The sequence below is a fragment of the Chryseobacterium suipulveris genome (genome assembly GCF_022811685.1).
In the GTDB taxonomy this organism is placed as follows: Bacteria; Bacteroidota; Bacteroidia; order Flavobacteriales; family Weeksellaceae; genus Kaistella; species Kaistella suipulveris.
Genome location: NZ_CP094532.1, coordinates 2,502,323 through 2,517,500, shown reverse-complemented (window position 1 = coordinate 2,517,500; position 15,178 = coordinate 2,502,323). Strand labels below are relative to the sequence as shown.

The window sequence follows — 15,178 nt, the reverse complement described above, 5'->3', positions numbered from 1 at the left end:
CATCGATTTTCGGGAAGAAAGTATCTGCGTCAATCGTGGTCTTTATCTCCGTAACTTCCAGTTTGTCGGCAATTTCCATCGTCTGTTCAAAAATATTTCCGCCACCGATGATGAAGATGTCTTTGTCGATTTTCTGTGCGAATTTCAGGGCTTCCTTCAAGCTTCCTACGATCAGGATTCCCTCTTCAAACCAATCGGTTTTTCTCGACACGACAATGTTGGTGCGGTTTGGCAGTGGTTTTCCGATGCTTTCGTAAGTTTTTCGCCCCATGATGATCGGATGTCCGGAAGTAATCTCCTTGAAATGTTTCAGGTCTTTCGGCAGGTGCCATGGTAACTGGTTGTCTATGCCAATTTCTCTGTTCAAGCCCATCGCGACTACCAATGTTATCATTTTTTTATAATTTTTTACAAATTTAGCACATAATTTGTATATTTGGGTATCGATTTTATAAACAATAAAAAATATAAACTATGAGAAACAGAGGTTGTATGAGCGCCGGAACCATTGGGATTGCTCTTCTCGTTATTGCCGCTATTTTATTTTTCTGGGGTAAAAATGGCTATAATAATTTTGTGACTAAAGAACAAAACGTAAACACCAAGTGGTCGAATGTTGAGACCGTGTATCAGAAACGTGCGAACCTGATTCCTAACCTTGAGAGAACGGTGAAATCTTACTCCCAGTTCGAGCAGGAAACTTTAACCAAAGTAATCGAGGCAAGGTCAAAAGCAACTTCTGTAACCATCGATCCTACGAATATGACGGAAGCCGATATGGCGAAATTCCAGGCGGCGCAAGGTGAACTGAGCGGAGCTTTGAGCAGATTGATGGCGGTGGTGGAACAATATCCCAACCTGAAAGCCGATCAGCAGTACACCAACTTCCAAAGAGAATATACCGCGATCGAAAACAGCATCAGAAGCGAAACGGTTTACTACAACGAAGCTGCTCAGGATTACAATACTACGATCAAAACTTTCCCAAACAATATTTTAGCGAATTTTACCAACTTTAAAGAAAAACCTTACTTCAAAGCTGATGCAGGTGCTCAGAAAGCGCCAGAAGTTTTCACTAATTAATGAATACCTTCCTCACAGATACTGAAATGGCTTCCCTCGTGGAAGCCATTCAAACAGCAGAAGATTGTTCCACCGGAGAAATCAGAATCCACATCGATTCCAATACCGAAGGGAACAATGCGGAGATGGCTTTTGAAGTGTTCAAGACGCTCTGCAAAGATCAGACTGCTGAAAAAAACGCTGTGCTTTTCCACGTGAATTTCGAGCGACAGTATCTCACCATTATTGGCGACGAGGGAATCCATAAGAAAGTCCACCAAAGTTTTTGGGACAGAATGCACGACCGAATCACTGCGGAATTTTCGAAGAAAAATTACTTCGGCGGTTTGCGTGATGCCGTTCTGGATACTGGTGTGGAACTTAAGAAATACTTTCCCATAATGGGAGAAAATCCAAACGAACTGCCGAATGAGCTTACGTTCTCCTAAATACTTTTTTGCGTTTCTTTTTTTAGGGCTGAATATCTTTGTTTTTGCCCAGAAAATTCCTGCAAAGCCGGCGGTTCTTTATCCGGTTTATGATGAAGTCGGACTCTTGAACCAGACCGAGAAAGACGTCCTGAACCAAAAACTCATCAAGTTTGCAGATTCTACTTCCACGGAAATCGAGGTCATCATTATTCCCACAACCGGAGGCGAAGATGTGAATTATCTCGCCACGATGTACGGACAGAAATGGGGAATCGGCCAGAAAGGAGTTGATAACGGAATTGTATTTCTTATCGCGACTGAAGACCGCACAATGTCGATCCAACAGGGAAGAGCGGTGGAGCAATATTTAACCGCGTCTGTTGCGGGACAAATCATCGACTATATTGTGACGCCCAATTTCAAGCAGGGACTTTGGTACGAAGGGATCAACCGCGGAACTACTGCATTGATGGAGGCGGTTCAGGGAAAATTTAAACCAATCGTCAAAGACACTTCCTCTGACGGCGGTTTAACTCCATTCGAAATCTTATTTATCGCTATTTTCATCGTTATTATTCTGAGTTTCCTCTTCAGAAATAAAGGCGGCGGTGGAAACTACAACAACGACGATGACGATGATGTCATTTTATCCCGACGTGGACGAAGAACTTATCCAGGCGGATTTTTCCCATTCCCTGGAAGTTTCGGAGGTGGCGGATTTGGCGGAGGTTCCGGTGGCGGTTTTGGCGGCGGCGGTTTCGGCGGATTCGGTGGCGGCGGAAGTTTCGGCGGCGGCGGTGCTTCCGGAGGATGGTAGGTTTTGCGTGGGAGAGTTGGAGAGTGGGTGAGTGGTTGAGTTGGAGAGTTGGAGAGTTGGAGATTTTATGAGTGATGAGTGATAAGTGATGGGGTGATGTGAACCTGAAACCTGAAACCTGAAATGCGAAGCATTCACGAACTCAAATAAAAAAAATAAAAAAAAATTGTGAGTAAACCTGAAACTTGAACACCCAATTTCAAACCTCAAACTTCAAACTTCAAACCATATCAAGTCCCCTCAAACAACCTCAAACCATTTCAAATTCCCTCAAATTCCCTCAAATTCCTACTGAACCGTTACGCTTCCTCCACTGCTTTCGCTTTTGTTTAAAATATTCAACGCTCCTTTTTTTATAACTACGATGTCGCCGGATGAACTTGCGGATGCTTTCAAACTGTTGGAAACCGATAAATTCACATCACCGCTGCTCGATGCCTGAATATCTGCGTTTTCGGCAATCACGTTTTTAGCGTTCAAAGTTCCCGATGATGAAGCGCGAAGGTTTGCATTTTTTGCTTTCCCTGAAATATTGACATCGCCGGAAGAAGTGACCTCCGAATTCAGATTCACTGCCCAAATTTTTCCCGAAAAATCTCCCGAGCTGGAAACGTCGATCGACAGATCATTGGCTTCCAGATCGCCTTTGACTGTTCCTGAACTCGACACGGAAATATCGGTTCTGTCCTGCGTGAATTTGTCTTTAACGATAATGGTTGCAGAGGAACTTGCCTTTAGAGCATTGAAATCTTTAGCGAAAATTTTTGCGGAAACATTTCGGGTAGAAATATTCACTCCCGGCTTGAAGTGGATGTAAAGCTCACCACCATTATTTTCAACCAAAATATCGTCCATCAAATCGGAAGGTGCGGAAATCACAACTTTTTCCTGATCGGCTTTTACCACTTCTGCAGAAATCGACTGCACCACTTTAATCTGGTCAAAATCCATTTCGAATTCTTTCTGTACAATAGTGCCACTTCCTTCCTTCGGCACGATATTTAATGGAAAACCACTTTCGCTTTTGATGTTGCATGCAAGAAGTGAAAGTGCTGAAACTGCGATTAATCCAATTGTTTTCATAAGAGCGGAATTTATTTTCGTTAAATTTAATACCTTTACAATCAATAACAATTCAAAAATGAAAAATATTACATCCGTTTTATTAATTTCTTCGCTGGCGTTTAATTCCAGCTGTACGACGATGAAAAACACTGAAAACACAAACACCGAAGTTCCCGTTTCTGACGCGGCTTTGGCGAACAATCCCTTTATGAAGAAGAGCGCGCTTCAATACCAAGCTCCGGAATTCGACAAGATTAAGGACGAACACTTTCAACCTGCGTTTGATTTTGGCTTGAAGCAGCAACTCGCGGAAATAGAAAAAATCGCAAACAGCAGATCGGTGGCGACTTTTGAAAATACCGTTTTACCGCTCGAACAAAGCGGAGCAGTATTAAATAGGGCTAAAATTATTTTTGATAATCTCACGGGTTCCAACACCAATCCGTATCTGCAGAAACTGGAAGAAGAGTATGCTCCAAAATTTGCAGCGCAGAACGATAAAATTTATCTGAACGACAACCTTTACCAAAGAATAAAGTCGATCGACCTGAACAGTTTAAAAGGCGAAGACCGACGGTTAACCGAATATTACCTGCAGAAATTTGAGATCGCGGGTGCGAATCTTTCCGCTTCCGATAAGGATAAAGTGAAAAAAATCAATGAGGAGTTGGCGACGCTTTCCACACAGTTTTCCAACAGACTTCTCGATGCGAGAAAAAACGGAGCTGTGCTGATTGATAATGTAAAGGAACTCGACGGACTTTCTGCCGACGAAATTGCCGCCGCAGCTTCTGATGCCAAAAAAGCGGGACACGACGGGAAATACCTTTTAGCTTTGCTAAATACAACTCAACAACCGCTTCTTCAGAATTTGAAAAATCGTGCGACACGTGAGAAACTCTTTAAAGCTTCCTGGTTCCGTGCCGAAAAAGGAAATGCCGACGATACTCGAAGCATTCTTGAAAGACAAGCAAAACTAAGAATGGAAAAAGCACATTTGCAGGGAAAAAAATCTTTCGCAGAATGGAAACTCCAGGACCAGATGGCGAAGAATCCAGAAAACGCAATGAACCTTTTGGCGCAGCTCGCAAAACCCGGAGTTGAAGCCGCAACCAAGGAACGCGACGAGATCCAAAAGCTGATCGATTCGCAGAAAGGCGGTTTCACCGTCGAACCTTGGGACTGGAATTTCTACGCAGAACAAGTGAGAAAAGCAAAATATGATTTGGACGAAAACCAGATCAAACCGTACTTTGAAGTGAAAACCGTTTTGGAAAAAGGAGTGTTTTTTGCTGCCGAAAAATTCTACGGAATTACCTTTAAAGAAAGAAAAGATTTGCCGGTTTACCATCCTGATGTGATGGTATATGAAGTTTTCGACCGCGACGGGAAGTCGCTTGCAATCTACTACCTCGACTTTTATACCAGAAACAACAAAAACGGTGGAGCGTGGATGAGCAATTTTGTGGAGCAGTCGCATCTTTTGGGTCAGAAACCGGTGATTGTGAATGTCTTCAATTACCAAAAACCAGCCGAAGGAAAACCTTCATTGATTTCTTATGATGATGTTTCCACCATGTTCCACGAGTTTGGGCATACTCTGCACGGACTTTTTGCCGACCAAAAATATGTTTCGATTTCGGGTACGAATACGCCGAGAGATTTCGTGGAGTTTCCTTCGCAGATCAACGAATTTTTTGCGCTCGAACCTGAAGTGCTGAAAAACTACGCCATCCATTATCAAACCAAGCAGCCGATGCCGCAATCTTTGGTGGACAAAATCAAAAATGCGGGAACTTTCAACCAGGGATATTCTACAACTGAACTGGTTTCTGCGGCGACTTTGGATATGAACTGGCATTCCGTGACCGACGAATCGCAGTTCAGACCCACTTTGGAATTCGAGAAAAATGTTTTGAATAAATATGGGTTTACGTTAAACGCAGTTCCGCCGAGATACCATTCTCCGTATTTCGCACACATTTGGGGTGGTGGTTATTCTGCAGGATACTACGCCTACATGTGGAGCGATATGCTGAATGCCGATGCTTGGGACTGGATCTCGAAAAATGGTGGAATGACGAGAGCAAACGGTGACCGATTCAGAAAATATATTCTGTCCGTTGGGAATTCTGTAGATCTGAATCAGGCGTTCAAAGATTTCACCGGAAGAACACCGAGCATTAAGCCGTTGTTGATTAATAAAGGGTTTATGAAATAATTTTTGGGGTGAATCCATTTCATTGTGAATGGTGAATCCCCGTTGAGACGTGATTTATGGTGTGTCAAGAAAACGCAAAACAATACCGTCCGGAATTTCTGGGCGGTTTTTGTTTGAGGGTAAATCCTTTCAAAGACAAACCGTAAGAGTTTTTAGCCCGGGTTGCAGCGGCATCCTTTTCCGCTGGTGGAGCGTAGCGGAATCCAGTGGAAAAGATACAGCGGAAAACCGGACCGCATTTCCAGAGAAGCGAAAACTGTGAAGCTCCTAAAAAAACACTATTTTTGTGGAAATTTTAAAATCATGCCGAAAATTTCTCTTAGAGCCCAAAATATGCCGGCTTCACCGGTTCGAAAGTTGGTTCCTTATGCGCTGCAGGCGAAGCAGAAAGGGATAAAAGTATATCACCTGAATATTGGGCAACCCGATATCGAAACGCCGCAAACCGCTTTGGACGCTGTGAAAAACAACCACCTTAAGATTTATGAGTACGCGCTTTCCGAAGGGAATCTGGAGTACAGACAGGCGTTGCAGGATTATTACCACCGATTGGGATTCACCGATTTGACGACCAACGATTTCATCGTGACCAACGGAGGTTCGGAGGCGCTGAATTTTGCCATTTCCACATTGTGCGACGATGGCGACGAGGTGATTATTCCTGAACCTTATTATGCGAACTACAACGGTTTTGCCAATACTTTCAAGGTGAATGTAGTGGCAGTTCCTTCGTCGATTGATACGGGTTTTGCGCTGCCTCCTGTTGAGGAATTCGAGAAAAAAATTACCGATAAAACCAGAGCGATTATCATCTGCAATCCTGGGAATCCTACCGGATATCTTTATACGAGAGAAGAGCTTGAAAAGTTGGCGCAGATTGCCTTGAAACACGACATCGTGATTATTTCCGACGAAGTGTACCGTGAATATGTTTATGATGGAAAGCAGCAGATTTCAATGCTTGAGTTTAAGGAGTTGAAGGACCACTGCATCATCGTCGATTCCGAATCAAAAAGGTATTCGATGTGTGGCGCAAGAATCGGCTGTATGATTACCCGTTCGAAGAAAATACACGATGCGGCAATGCTTTTCGCACAGGCAAGATTGAGTCCGGTTTTGCTCGGACAGATCGCGGCAGCTGCAGCGCACCACAACGATACGGAATACATCCTGAGAGTGCGTGAAGAATATACCAAAAGAAGAAACCTAATGGTTGATTTGTTAAACGGGATTCCCGGAGTAATCTGCCCTAAACCTCAAGGTGCTTTTTACTGCGGTGTAGAGCTTCCGATCGACGATTCCGACAAGTTTGCGCAGTGGCTTTTGGAACACTATTCCCACAACAACGAAACCATTATGGTCGCGCCGATGAGTGGTTTCTACAGCGATCCCGAACTTGGAAAAAAACAGGTGCGGATGGCTTATGTTCTGAAGGAAGACGATTTGCGAAGAAGCGTGGAACTGCTGAACGACGCGCTGCAGAAATATAAGATTGAGTTTAATCTGTAATTTAAGATACATTTGATAAAATGCCACGAATGCACGAATAAAGTGTTTGTGGCATTTTGTCTTTTAGAATTAATAAATTTGCCATAAATTATTTTAATGACCATCCAGGAAAATTATTCTTTAAAGAATCACAATACTTTCGGAGTTGATGTTTCTGCAAGGTATTTTGCGGAAGTGAGTTCGGCGGAAGAACTTATTGAGGTTTTAAAAAACCTAGCCACACTCCAACTCCCCGACTCCCCAACTCACCCACTCTTTCTAGGCGGTGGAAGCAATATTCTTTTTACGAAAGATTTTGAGGGATTGGTGATTCAGTTGAATTTGAAGGGAATTTCTGAAGAGGTAATCAATGATAATGAAGTCCAGGTAACGGCGAAAGCGGGCGAAAACTGGCACGAGTTTGTACAATACTGTTTACGTAAAGATTACGGTGGACTCGAGAATTTGTCGCTGATTCCCGGAAATGTGGGGACCTCGCCGATGCAGAATATCGGTGCCTACGGAACGGAAATCAAGGATTGTTTTGTGCGCTGCAAAGTCCTTAATCTGGAAACTTTGAAGGTGGAAAATTTCGACAACGAAAAATGCAGGTTTGGATACCGGGATTCGATTTTCAAGCAGGAGGGAAAAGGGAAGTATGTGATTTTGGAGGTCACCTTTAAACTCACCACAAAAAACCACACCATTAAAACGGAATACGGCGCGATTAAGAACGAACTGGAAAAAATAGGCGTGATGAATCCCACCATTCAGGAGGTTTCTAAGGCGGTAATTAGTATTCGCCAAAGTAAACTGCCCGATCCGAAAGTGATTGGAAATGCAGGAAGTTTTTTTAAGAATCCGACCATTTCAATGGAGCAGTTTTTAGCGGTACAAAAAAATCATCCCGATATTCCGCATTATCCGAGTGGAGATTTGGTGAAAGTTCCTGCGGGATGGTTGATCGAACAATGCGGATGGAAAGGCAAACAAATGGGAAATGTCGCTTCACACAAATTACAGGCACTTGTGATTGTCAATGCCACCGGAAACGCCACCGGAAAAGAAATCTTCGATTTTTCTTCATTAATAATAGAGTCCGTAAACAAACAATTCGGGATCGAATTGGAAAGGGAGGTGAATGTGGTGTAGTCGGAGTATGGGTGAGTTGGAGAGTGGTGTGTAGGTGAGTTTGCGCGAGAAAATTTCCCTCCCTTTAGGGTTTTGGGGTAAAGGAAATTTTTGAGTGTGTGAGTTGGAGAGTTGGAGTGTAGGTGAGTTGGAGTGTTGGAGAGTGGGTGAGTGATAGGCGATAAAATGATAAGTGATGATGAGCAGCGTATCAAACAATCTGAACCACTGAATCATTGAACCACTTAGCCATTGAACTACTTTGAACTTTGGGTCCGAAACCTGACGCCAAAATATTTTTATAATTATTTGTCTATCTGAAAATTTCTCCATACTTTTGCACTCTCAAATATTTAGTTAGTAATATAGAACATCGGGATATGTCAAGAATTTGCCAAATAACAGGAAAGCGTGCAATGGTAGGAAACAACGTTTCTCACGCTAATAACAAAACGAAGCGTCGTTTTGAAATTAACCTATTGGAGAAGAAATTTTACCTTCCGGAGCAGGAGAAGTCTGTAACTTTGAAAGTTTCTGCACACGGATTGAGAATCATCAATAGAATTGGGATTGAGGAAGCGTTGGAAAGAGCAACAAGAAACGGATTTATTAAATAAGAAGTCATGGCAAAAAAAGGTAATAGAGTTCAGGTAATCCTGGAGTGTACTGAGCACAAGGAAACCGGTGTAGCAGGAATGTCGAGATACATTACTACGAAGAACAAGAAAAATACTACTGAAAGACTGGAGCTGAAAAAATACAATCCGGTTCTGAAGAAGTACACCGTACACAAAGAAATCAAGTAATTTTTTAAAGCAATAAAAAATGGCAAAGAAAGTAGTAGCGTCCCTAAAAGACGGGTCTTCTAAAAAAATGACCAAAGTAATCAAAATGGTGAAGTCGCCTAAATCGGGTGCTTACGTTTTTGAAGAAAAAGTAATGAACGCGGATGAGGTTGACAGTTTCCTAAAGAAATAATTGCATCTCTCGAGAACATATAAAAACTATCCAATTTTGGGTAGTTTTTTTTTTGGATGAGTTTTTATTTACACGTGTAATTTTTTAGATTTTTACACGTGTTGTTAAAAATTATTCTATCTTTGTTAAAATATTAGGATGAATACCAAACTGACTTTAACGATAGATAAATCTATTATTGATGATGCGAAAGAATATGCGAAGGAAAATGGCAGAAGTCTTTCAAAATTAGTCGAAAATTATCTTTATCTTTTGTCTTTAAAATCAAAAAAGAATATTGCAAAAGATAGGGAAGATGAACTTTCTCCCTACACAAAGAGAATGATGGAACTAATAAAGAAGAACCCTGCAAGATACACCGATCTTGATTTGAAAGAAGAAAAGCTAAAACGGTTAGAAGAAAAATATCTCAAATGAAAATCCTTTTAGACAGCGATATCTTATTGGACTTCTTTTTCAATAGAGAACCTTATTTCACATACTCTAAAGAAGTTTTGGATTTATGCGAAAAGAAAAAAGTTGAAGGATTCATTACTCCGGTTATTTTTTCCAACGTTTATTATTTGTTACGAAAAAATTTTTCAAAAGAAACCTGTTTTACTTTCGCTACAGGATTGATGAATGTTGTGGATATTATTTCAATCGATAAGTCTGTTGTTCTAAAATCGCTGCAATCTGATTTTAATGATTTTGAAGATGCGCTCCAAAATTTTTCTGCTGAAAGTTCTGGTCTTAAAATTCTTCTCACCCGAAATCTAAAGGATTGTCAAAAAAGCAGTTTAAGGATTATGACCCCCGAAAATTTTCTAAATACTTTAACACCTTATAAATAATGAGTTGGTTCAAAAAAATATTCAATAAAGAAGAAAAAGAATCCCTTGATCACGGACTGGAAAAGTCCAGCCAGGGTTTTTTCGAAAAAATTTCCAAAGCGGTTGTCGGCAAATCAAAAGTTGACGAAGAAGTGCTGGATGATTTGGAAGAAGTGCTCATCGCATCCGATGTTGGCGCTTCAACGACCATTAAAATCATCGACCGGATCGAAGACCGTGTTGCCCGCGACAAATTTGTGGGAACGGACGAGCTCGACAAAATCCTCCGCGAAGAAATCACCGCGCTCTTGCTCGAAAACCCACACGCCGGAACCGGAAATGTGGACGATTACAAAAAACCTTACGTCATCATGGTCGTGGGTGTGAACGGAGTTGGTAAAACGACGACGATCGGTAAACTGGCGCATCAGTTTAAATCCGAAGGTAAATCCGTTGTTCTCGGTGCTGCAGATACTTTCCGAGCAGCCGCAGTGGATCAGTTGGTGATCTGGAGTCAGAGAGTGGGAGTGCCGATTGTGAAACAAAATATGGGATCGGATCCAGCTTCAGTTGCTTTTGACACGGTTCAAAGCGCGGTTGCAAACAATGCAGATGTGGTAATTATCGACACTGCGGGACGACTTCATAATAAAGTCAACTTAATGAACGAGCTTACCAAAATCAAAAGAGTGATGCAGAAAGTAATTCCCGATGCACCACACGAAATCCTTTTGGTTTTGGACGGAAGCACCGGTCAAAATGCTTTCGAGCAGGCGAAGCAATTCACGGCGGCGACGGAAGTGAATGCTTTGGCGGTGACGAAACTTGACGGGACTGCAAAGGGCGGAGTAGTCATCGGAATTTCGGACCAGTTCCAAATTCCGGTAAAATATATCGGAGTGGGCGAGAAAATGACGGACCTTCAATTATTCAATGGTGCGGAGTTTGTGGATTCATTTTTCAAAAAAAGAAGTTAATTGCTTGGCGGTTAACTTTTTAATTGTACCTTTATTCTGATGAAAGTGATTGGATCTCAAGAAATTTTGTGGATTTTAGGGAGCGTATTCTTGTTTTGGTCTTATGTTTGATAAATCAACTACGGAAAACAAATTCACTAAATATTAACATTAAAATTTTAAAACTATGGGTATTTTAACTTGGATCATTTTTGGTCTTATCGCAGGTGCAATCGCAAAATTCATCATGCCAGGAAATCAGAACATGGGATGGCTCATTACAATTATTCTGGGAATCGTGGGTGCTTATGTAGGTGCCTTTGTCGGGCAGCTTCTGGGTCTCGGTGATGTAACCGGATTTAATTTTGGCAGCATGGCGCTCGCTGTTGTAGGAGCTTTGATCATCCTCTGGATTTACGGAATGGCCACCAAACGTGGATAAAAAATATTGAAACAATAAAGCCGGACAGAAATTTCTGCCCGGCTTTTTTTATGTCTTGTTATAAGGTTAAAATTTAACCTGATAAGGCATTTCCATCATCACACCGCCTTTCAAGTTTGGATTTTTCAGCTGTTCGAAAATCTTGTAGTTCTCGGCTCCTATTCTGTTCTTGATAAGTTTTGCAGTTATCTCGTCTTCTTCCATTCCTTTGAAAAATTGCTCAAACTGCGACATTCTCTTAGGATAAGTTGAAACATTGTAGTCCTTCAGGTTTGCTTTTTTCGCGGCAAAGTTTATCGCGTCGGTCAAGCTTCCCAGTTCGTCAACGAGCCCGATCTGTTTGGCGCGTGTTCCGCTCCATACTCTTCCGCCGCCGACTTCATCAATCTGCTCGAAGGATTTTTTTCTGTTAACGGTTACAAAATGTACAAATCTTTTATAAGTGCCTTCAACGCTTTTGGTCATCATAGTCACTGTTCCAGGCGAAACCCCATTAATTAAAGAATAGCTATTGGAGTTGGCGTTCGTCGCAACTGCATCTGCTCTGATTCCGTTTTTTGCAGCCATTTCTTTAAGATAGGTAAATACTCCGAAAACTCCGATTGATCCAGTGATCGTGTTGGGCTCTGAATAGATTTTGTCGGCACTCATCGCAATATAATAACCCCCTGATGCTGCATAATCTCCGAGAGAAACGACAAGTGGCTTTTTCTTTTTAAGTTGTTGCAGTTCAAACAGGATTTCGTCTGATGCAGGTGCGCTCCCTCCTGGAGAGTTGATGCGGAAAACCACTGCTTTAACTTTATCGTTTTCAGTGAGATTCTTGATTTCTTTCACGAAATTTTTTGCATAAACATTGTCATATCCTTCTCCGTCGTAAATCGCTCCAGAAGCGTACAGAACAGCAACCTGGTTGTTCTTGTCGATATTGTCCTCACTAAAAGAATTGATGTATTTTGTAAAGGAAACCTTGCTTAGTTTTTCTTTTTCCTTCAGTTGAAGTTTCGATTTTAGGAATTCGTCGTATTCGGTTTTTTGCACAAGTTTATCGGCGAGTTTGTGCTGCAAGCTGAGGTCGGGAATGATTCCGTAAAGACTGTCGACAACGGTTCGGAACTGCGCGGAGTCAATTTTTCTTGAACTGGAGATTCTGGCGGAAGTGTTTTTCCAGATATCGTTTAATAAAGTGGTAAGCTGTTCCCTGTTTTCAGGCGAAATCTCATTTCTCATATAAGGTTCCACTGCAGCTTTAAATTTTCCGTGACGGATGATTTCGGTTCCAATCCCGTATTTTTCGGTGAAATTTTTAAAGAAAGGGACCTCCGTTGACATTCCTCTCAACTCAATTCCACCCGAAGGATTCAGGAAATATTGATCGGCAACAGAGCCGAGATAGTAAGCTCCCTGTGAAACGGCGTTTCCATAGGCGTAAACAAATTTTCCACTTTTCTTAAAGTCTTCAAGTGCAGCACGAATATCGTCGAGTTGCGAAATTCCCGCGCTTAATCTGTCGGTTTCGATGCTGATGCCTTTTATCTTGTCATCGGTTTTTGCTTTCTTGATGGCTTCGAGCATGTCGTAGATCAATACGTTTTTTTGGCTGTCTCCCGACGGAAACATAAATTCCTGTCTATCTTCAGTGGGACTATCGATAATGTTGGTCTTAAAATCCAGAGTAAGAATGGAATTCTTTTTGATGTTTGGTTTGCTGTCGCCGAAAGCACTTGCAGCGACCATCATCAGAATAAACATGAAGAAAATCGCAATCAGAATCATGACAGCCACTATATTTGCCAGTACATTTTTGAAAAAACTTTTCATAGTTTTATATAAATTTTAACGATATGTCGCAACATGTAGTCACTTTGTTACTCGGTAGCAATTTAGGAAATCCAGAGGAAAATATTGAAGCCGCATTAAGGCATATTCGAGAGGAAATTGGCGAGATAAAAAAAGTGAGTGAAATCATGAAAACAGCTCCTGTGGAGTTTGTGACTAGTAATTTTTTTTGTAATATTGCAGTACTGATAAAAACACAATTTTCGCCAGTAAAACTCTTGAAATCCGTCAAGAATATTGAAAAGAAAATGGGAAGGAATAAAGACACGTTTTCTACTAAAGAATATCTTGACCGGATTATTGATATTGATGTAGTGACCTACGGGAATGTTAAATTCTGGAGTTCCAGATTAGAGATTCCGCATAAAAAGCATCTTTCCCAAAGGGATTTTTCTAAAAGATTGTTGAGCCAGTTATCGGAATAAAAACACCAATATGAGATTAAATTTATTGTTAGCTCTATTCGCTCCTGTCGCATTCTTTGCTCAGAATAATTCGAAAGTTAATGATGCGGGAGATTATCCCAATGCTTATTCCAACGGATCTGCAAATGTATATCCTTTTAATAATGAAGCTCGGAAATTTAGAGATTGGTCCGTTTCTGTAGGTGGAGGCGGTGCATTTTTGCATGCAGCCGACGTAAACTCTTTCTATGATGGAAAAGTGAATTTCGGCTGGAACGGATATATCAGTCTGGATAAGCAAATCAGCCACACTTTTGCGTTGAGTTTAATGGGTTCTATGGGTAAAACCAATCAGAAAGCTTTGCTTCCGGGACAAGCCGGAGTGAAAGCAGGAGTTGGAACAGCGTGGACAAAATATCATCAAATTTCTCTTTTAGGGGATCTTAATTTTTCCAATCTCTTAAGACGTGTTGACAATCATTCAAATTTTAAATGGGCACTTCATGGCTATGCGGGAATTGGTTTACAAGGGTATAATACTTTGTTGTTAGATAACGATGCTTCACGGTGGAATGATGTTCCAAAAAGAATTCCTATTGAAATTCAGCAGGATCTTAGGATTGATTCCTTCTTCTTCCAGTTTGGTACAGGGTTGAGTTACAATTTGTCAAAACTTGTTGATATCGAAGCAAGAGTGATGTATGTGGCGACAGGCGACGATTCCTTCGATGGTGGCGGTTGGAGTTCAGATGCAAAACCTGCATATAACGCGATTACACCAGGACATTCCGATAACATGATAACCGCGAACCTTGGGCTTTCTTTCAAGCTCGGAAAACACGATACCCATCTCCGGTGGTTTGATCCATTGCAAGATGCCTATAGAAGAACAAATATTCTGGAGAATACAGTTGTAGATTTTGTTGTTTGTGAAAAAGGTGATCATGATTACGACGGTGTTTGTGATGATTGGGATAGACAGCTTGATACGCCGGCAGGAGCAAGAGTTGATGGAGCAGGTGTTGCTTTAGACATGGATTTAGACGGAGTAATTGATCTCTACGACAAGTGTGTTACCGTTCCCGGTCCAGTTGAGAATAACGGTTGCCCTCCAGCAAATACTTATGACGGTTCTAATACCGCAACAAATATTGAAGAAGTAAATAAATTTTTCGAAGGGATTGAGTTTGAACTTAACAGCGCAAAAATTAGACCTCAGTCGTTTGACAAACTTGATCAGGCAGCAGAGATAATAAAGGGACTTGATAGTAGCAACAAATTTGCAGTGATTGGTGCTACAGATGCGCGAGGTTCAGCTGCCCTTAATCAAAAGTTGTCCCAGCGAAGAGCCGATGCGGTTGTTAGCTACTTGGTGAAGAAAGGGGTTAGCTCACAGATTCTCACAGCTGAAGGGCGAGGAAAAACCGACTTGAAATATCCGGAATGTGATCCGGCAACTAATTGTCCTGAATGGAAAAACGAAGAAAACAGAAGAGTTTACTTTATTCAGAAATAATACACAATATTAATAA

Annotated in this window: 18 protein-coding genes (1 of these 18 only partly in view); 15 read left to right on the top strand and 3 right to left on the bottom strand. The window is 41.5% G+C overall.

Annotated features, from left to right (window positions below):
• A protein-coding gene (locus MTP09_RS11830) for a dihydrofolate reductase (RefSeq protein WP_243548561.1) crosses the window boundary here: on the bottom strand, positions 1–394 show its 5' portion. Its footprint begins 95 nt before the window's first position; 394 of the gene's 489 nt are visible here — the first part of the coding sequence; its start codon is at positions 392–394; its stop codon lies off the left edge, out of view.
• Positions 395–474: 80 nt separating this feature from the next.
• Here MTP09_RS11830 and MTP09_RS11825 point away from each other — a divergent pair, with 80 nt between their 5' ends.
• From MTP09_RS11825 to MTP09_RS11815, 3 genes are read left to right on the top strand one after another with little or no spacing between them, the layout of a single operon-like run.
• A complete protein-coding gene (locus MTP09_RS11825; RefSeq protein WP_243548560.1) occupies positions 475–1,083 on the top strand; it encodes a LemA family protein in 609 nt (202 codons plus the stop codon).
• Positions 1,083–1,511, top strand: coding sequence for a TPM domain-containing protein (locus MTP09_RS11820; protein WP_243548559.1), 429 nt, complete (start codon positions 1,083–1,085; stop codon positions 1,509–1,511). Before MTP09_RS11825 ends, MTP09_RS11820 begins: the two co-directional genes overlap by 1 nt.
• Positions 1,492–2,310: a TPM domain-containing protein gene (locus MTP09_RS11815; RefSeq protein ID WP_243548558.1), complete on the top strand. Its 819-nt coding sequence runs from the start codon at positions 1,492–1,494 to the stop codon at positions 2,308–2,310. The genes MTP09_RS11820 and MTP09_RS11815 overlap by 20 nt, the downstream gene beginning before the upstream one ends.
• A 288-nt stretch (positions 2,311–2,598) precedes the next feature.
• Here MTP09_RS11815 and MTP09_RS11810 read toward each other — a convergent pair whose 3' ends face one another.
• Positions 2,599–3,393 (bottom strand): head GIN domain-containing protein, encoded by a 795-nt coding sequence (locus MTP09_RS11810; RefSeq protein ID WP_243548557.1) that lies wholly within the window; start codon positions 3,391–3,393, stop codon positions 2,599–2,601.
• A gap of 58 nt (positions 3,394–3,451) precedes the next feature.
• Here MTP09_RS11810 and MTP09_RS11805 point away from each other — a divergent pair, with 58 nt between their 5' ends.
• The 10 genes from MTP09_RS11805 to MTP09_RS11760 all read left to right on the top strand — a co-directional run bounded on the left by MTP09_RS11805 (position 3,452) and on the right by MTP09_RS11760 (position 11,403).
• Positions 3,452–5,596 carry a M3 family metallopeptidase gene (locus MTP09_RS11805; RefSeq protein WP_243548556.1) on the top strand — a complete coding sequence of 715 codons (2,145 nt, stop codon included), beginning with the start codon at positions 3,452–3,454 and terminating at the stop codon, positions 5,594–5,596.
• Positions 5,597–5,899: 303 nt separating this feature from the next.
• Positions 5,900–7,105, top strand: a complete 1,206-nt coding sequence (locus MTP09_RS11800; protein ID WP_243548555.1) for a pyridoxal phosphate-dependent aminotransferase — start codon at positions 5,900–5,902, stop codon at positions 7,103–7,105.
• A 96-nt stretch (positions 7,106–7,201) separates the two neighbouring features.
• Positions 7,202–8,236: a UDP-N-acetylmuramate dehydrogenase gene (murB, locus tag MTP09_RS11795; RefSeq protein WP_243548554.1), complete on the top strand. Its 1,035-nt coding sequence runs from the start codon at positions 7,202–7,204 to the stop codon at positions 8,234–8,236.
• A gap of 359 nt (positions 8,237–8,595) precedes the next feature.
• Positions 8,596–8,832 carry a 50S ribosomal protein L28 gene (gene rpmB, locus MTP09_RS11790; RefSeq protein ID WP_048499659.1) on the top strand — a complete coding sequence of 79 codons (237 nt, stop codon included), beginning with the start codon at positions 8,596–8,598 and terminating at the stop codon, positions 8,830–8,832.
• A gap of 6 nt (positions 8,833–8,838) precedes the next feature.
• Entirely contained in the window at positions 8,839–9,021 is a 183-nt protein-coding gene (gene rpmG / locus MTP09_RS11785; protein WP_039341297.1) for a 50S ribosomal protein L33, read from the top strand.
• A gap of 19 nt (positions 9,022–9,040) precedes the next feature.
• Positions 9,041–9,193, top strand: a complete 153-nt coding sequence (locus MTP09_RS11780; RefSeq protein ID WP_243548553.1) for a DUF4295 domain-containing protein — start codon at positions 9,041–9,043, stop codon at positions 9,191–9,193.
• A gap of 138 nt (positions 9,194–9,331) precedes the next feature.
• A complete protein-coding gene (locus MTP09_RS11775; RefSeq protein WP_243548552.1) occupies positions 9,332–9,610 on the top strand; it encodes a DUF6364 family protein in 279 nt (92 codons plus the stop codon).
• The gene (locus MTP09_RS11770) at positions 9,607–10,026 is read left to right on the top strand and encodes a type II toxin-antitoxin system VapC family toxin (protein WP_243548551.1); all 420 of its coding nucleotides are present in this window, start codon (positions 9,607–9,609) and stop codon (positions 10,024–10,026) included. Before MTP09_RS11775 ends, MTP09_RS11770 begins: the two co-directional genes overlap by 4 nt.
• Complete coding sequence (ftsY, locus tag MTP09_RS11765) at positions 10,026–10,982, top strand: signal recognition particle-docking protein FtsY (protein ID WP_243548550.1); 957 nt, start codon at positions 10,026–10,028, stop codon at positions 10,980–10,982. Before MTP09_RS11770 ends, ftsY begins: the two co-directional genes overlap by 1 nt.
• A gap of 166 nt (positions 10,983–11,148) precedes the next feature.
• Complete coding sequence (locus MTP09_RS11760; RefSeq protein ID WP_243548549.1) at positions 11,149–11,403, top strand: GlsB/YeaQ/YmgE family stress response membrane protein; 255 nt, start codon at positions 11,149–11,151, stop codon at positions 11,401–11,403.
• A gap of 66 nt (positions 11,404–11,469) precedes the next feature.
• On the opposite strand, the gene sppA is transcribed toward MTP09_RS11760, so the two are convergent.
• A complete protein-coding gene (sppA, locus tag MTP09_RS11755) occupies positions 11,470–13,224 on the bottom strand; it encodes a signal peptide peptidase SppA (RefSeq protein WP_243548548.1) in 1,755 nt (584 codons plus the stop codon).
• Positions 13,225–13,247: 23 nt separating this feature from the next.
• Here sppA and folK point away from each other — a divergent pair, with 23 nt between their 5' ends.
• Together folK and MTP09_RS11745 are read left to right on the top strand one after the other, a co-directional pair.
• Positions 13,248–13,667 (top strand): 2-amino-4-hydroxy-6-hydroxymethyldihydropteridine diphosphokinase, encoded by a 420-nt coding sequence (folK, locus tag MTP09_RS11750; RefSeq protein ID WP_243548547.1) that lies wholly within the window; start codon positions 13,248–13,250, stop codon positions 13,665–13,667.
• A gap of 10 nt (positions 13,668–13,677) precedes the next feature.
• Positions 13,678–15,162: an OmpA family protein gene (locus MTP09_RS11745; RefSeq protein WP_243548546.1), complete on the top strand. Its 1,485-nt coding sequence runs from the start codon at positions 13,678–13,680 to the stop codon at positions 15,160–15,162.
• The last annotated feature ends 16 nt before the right edge of the window (positions 15,163–15,178 follow it).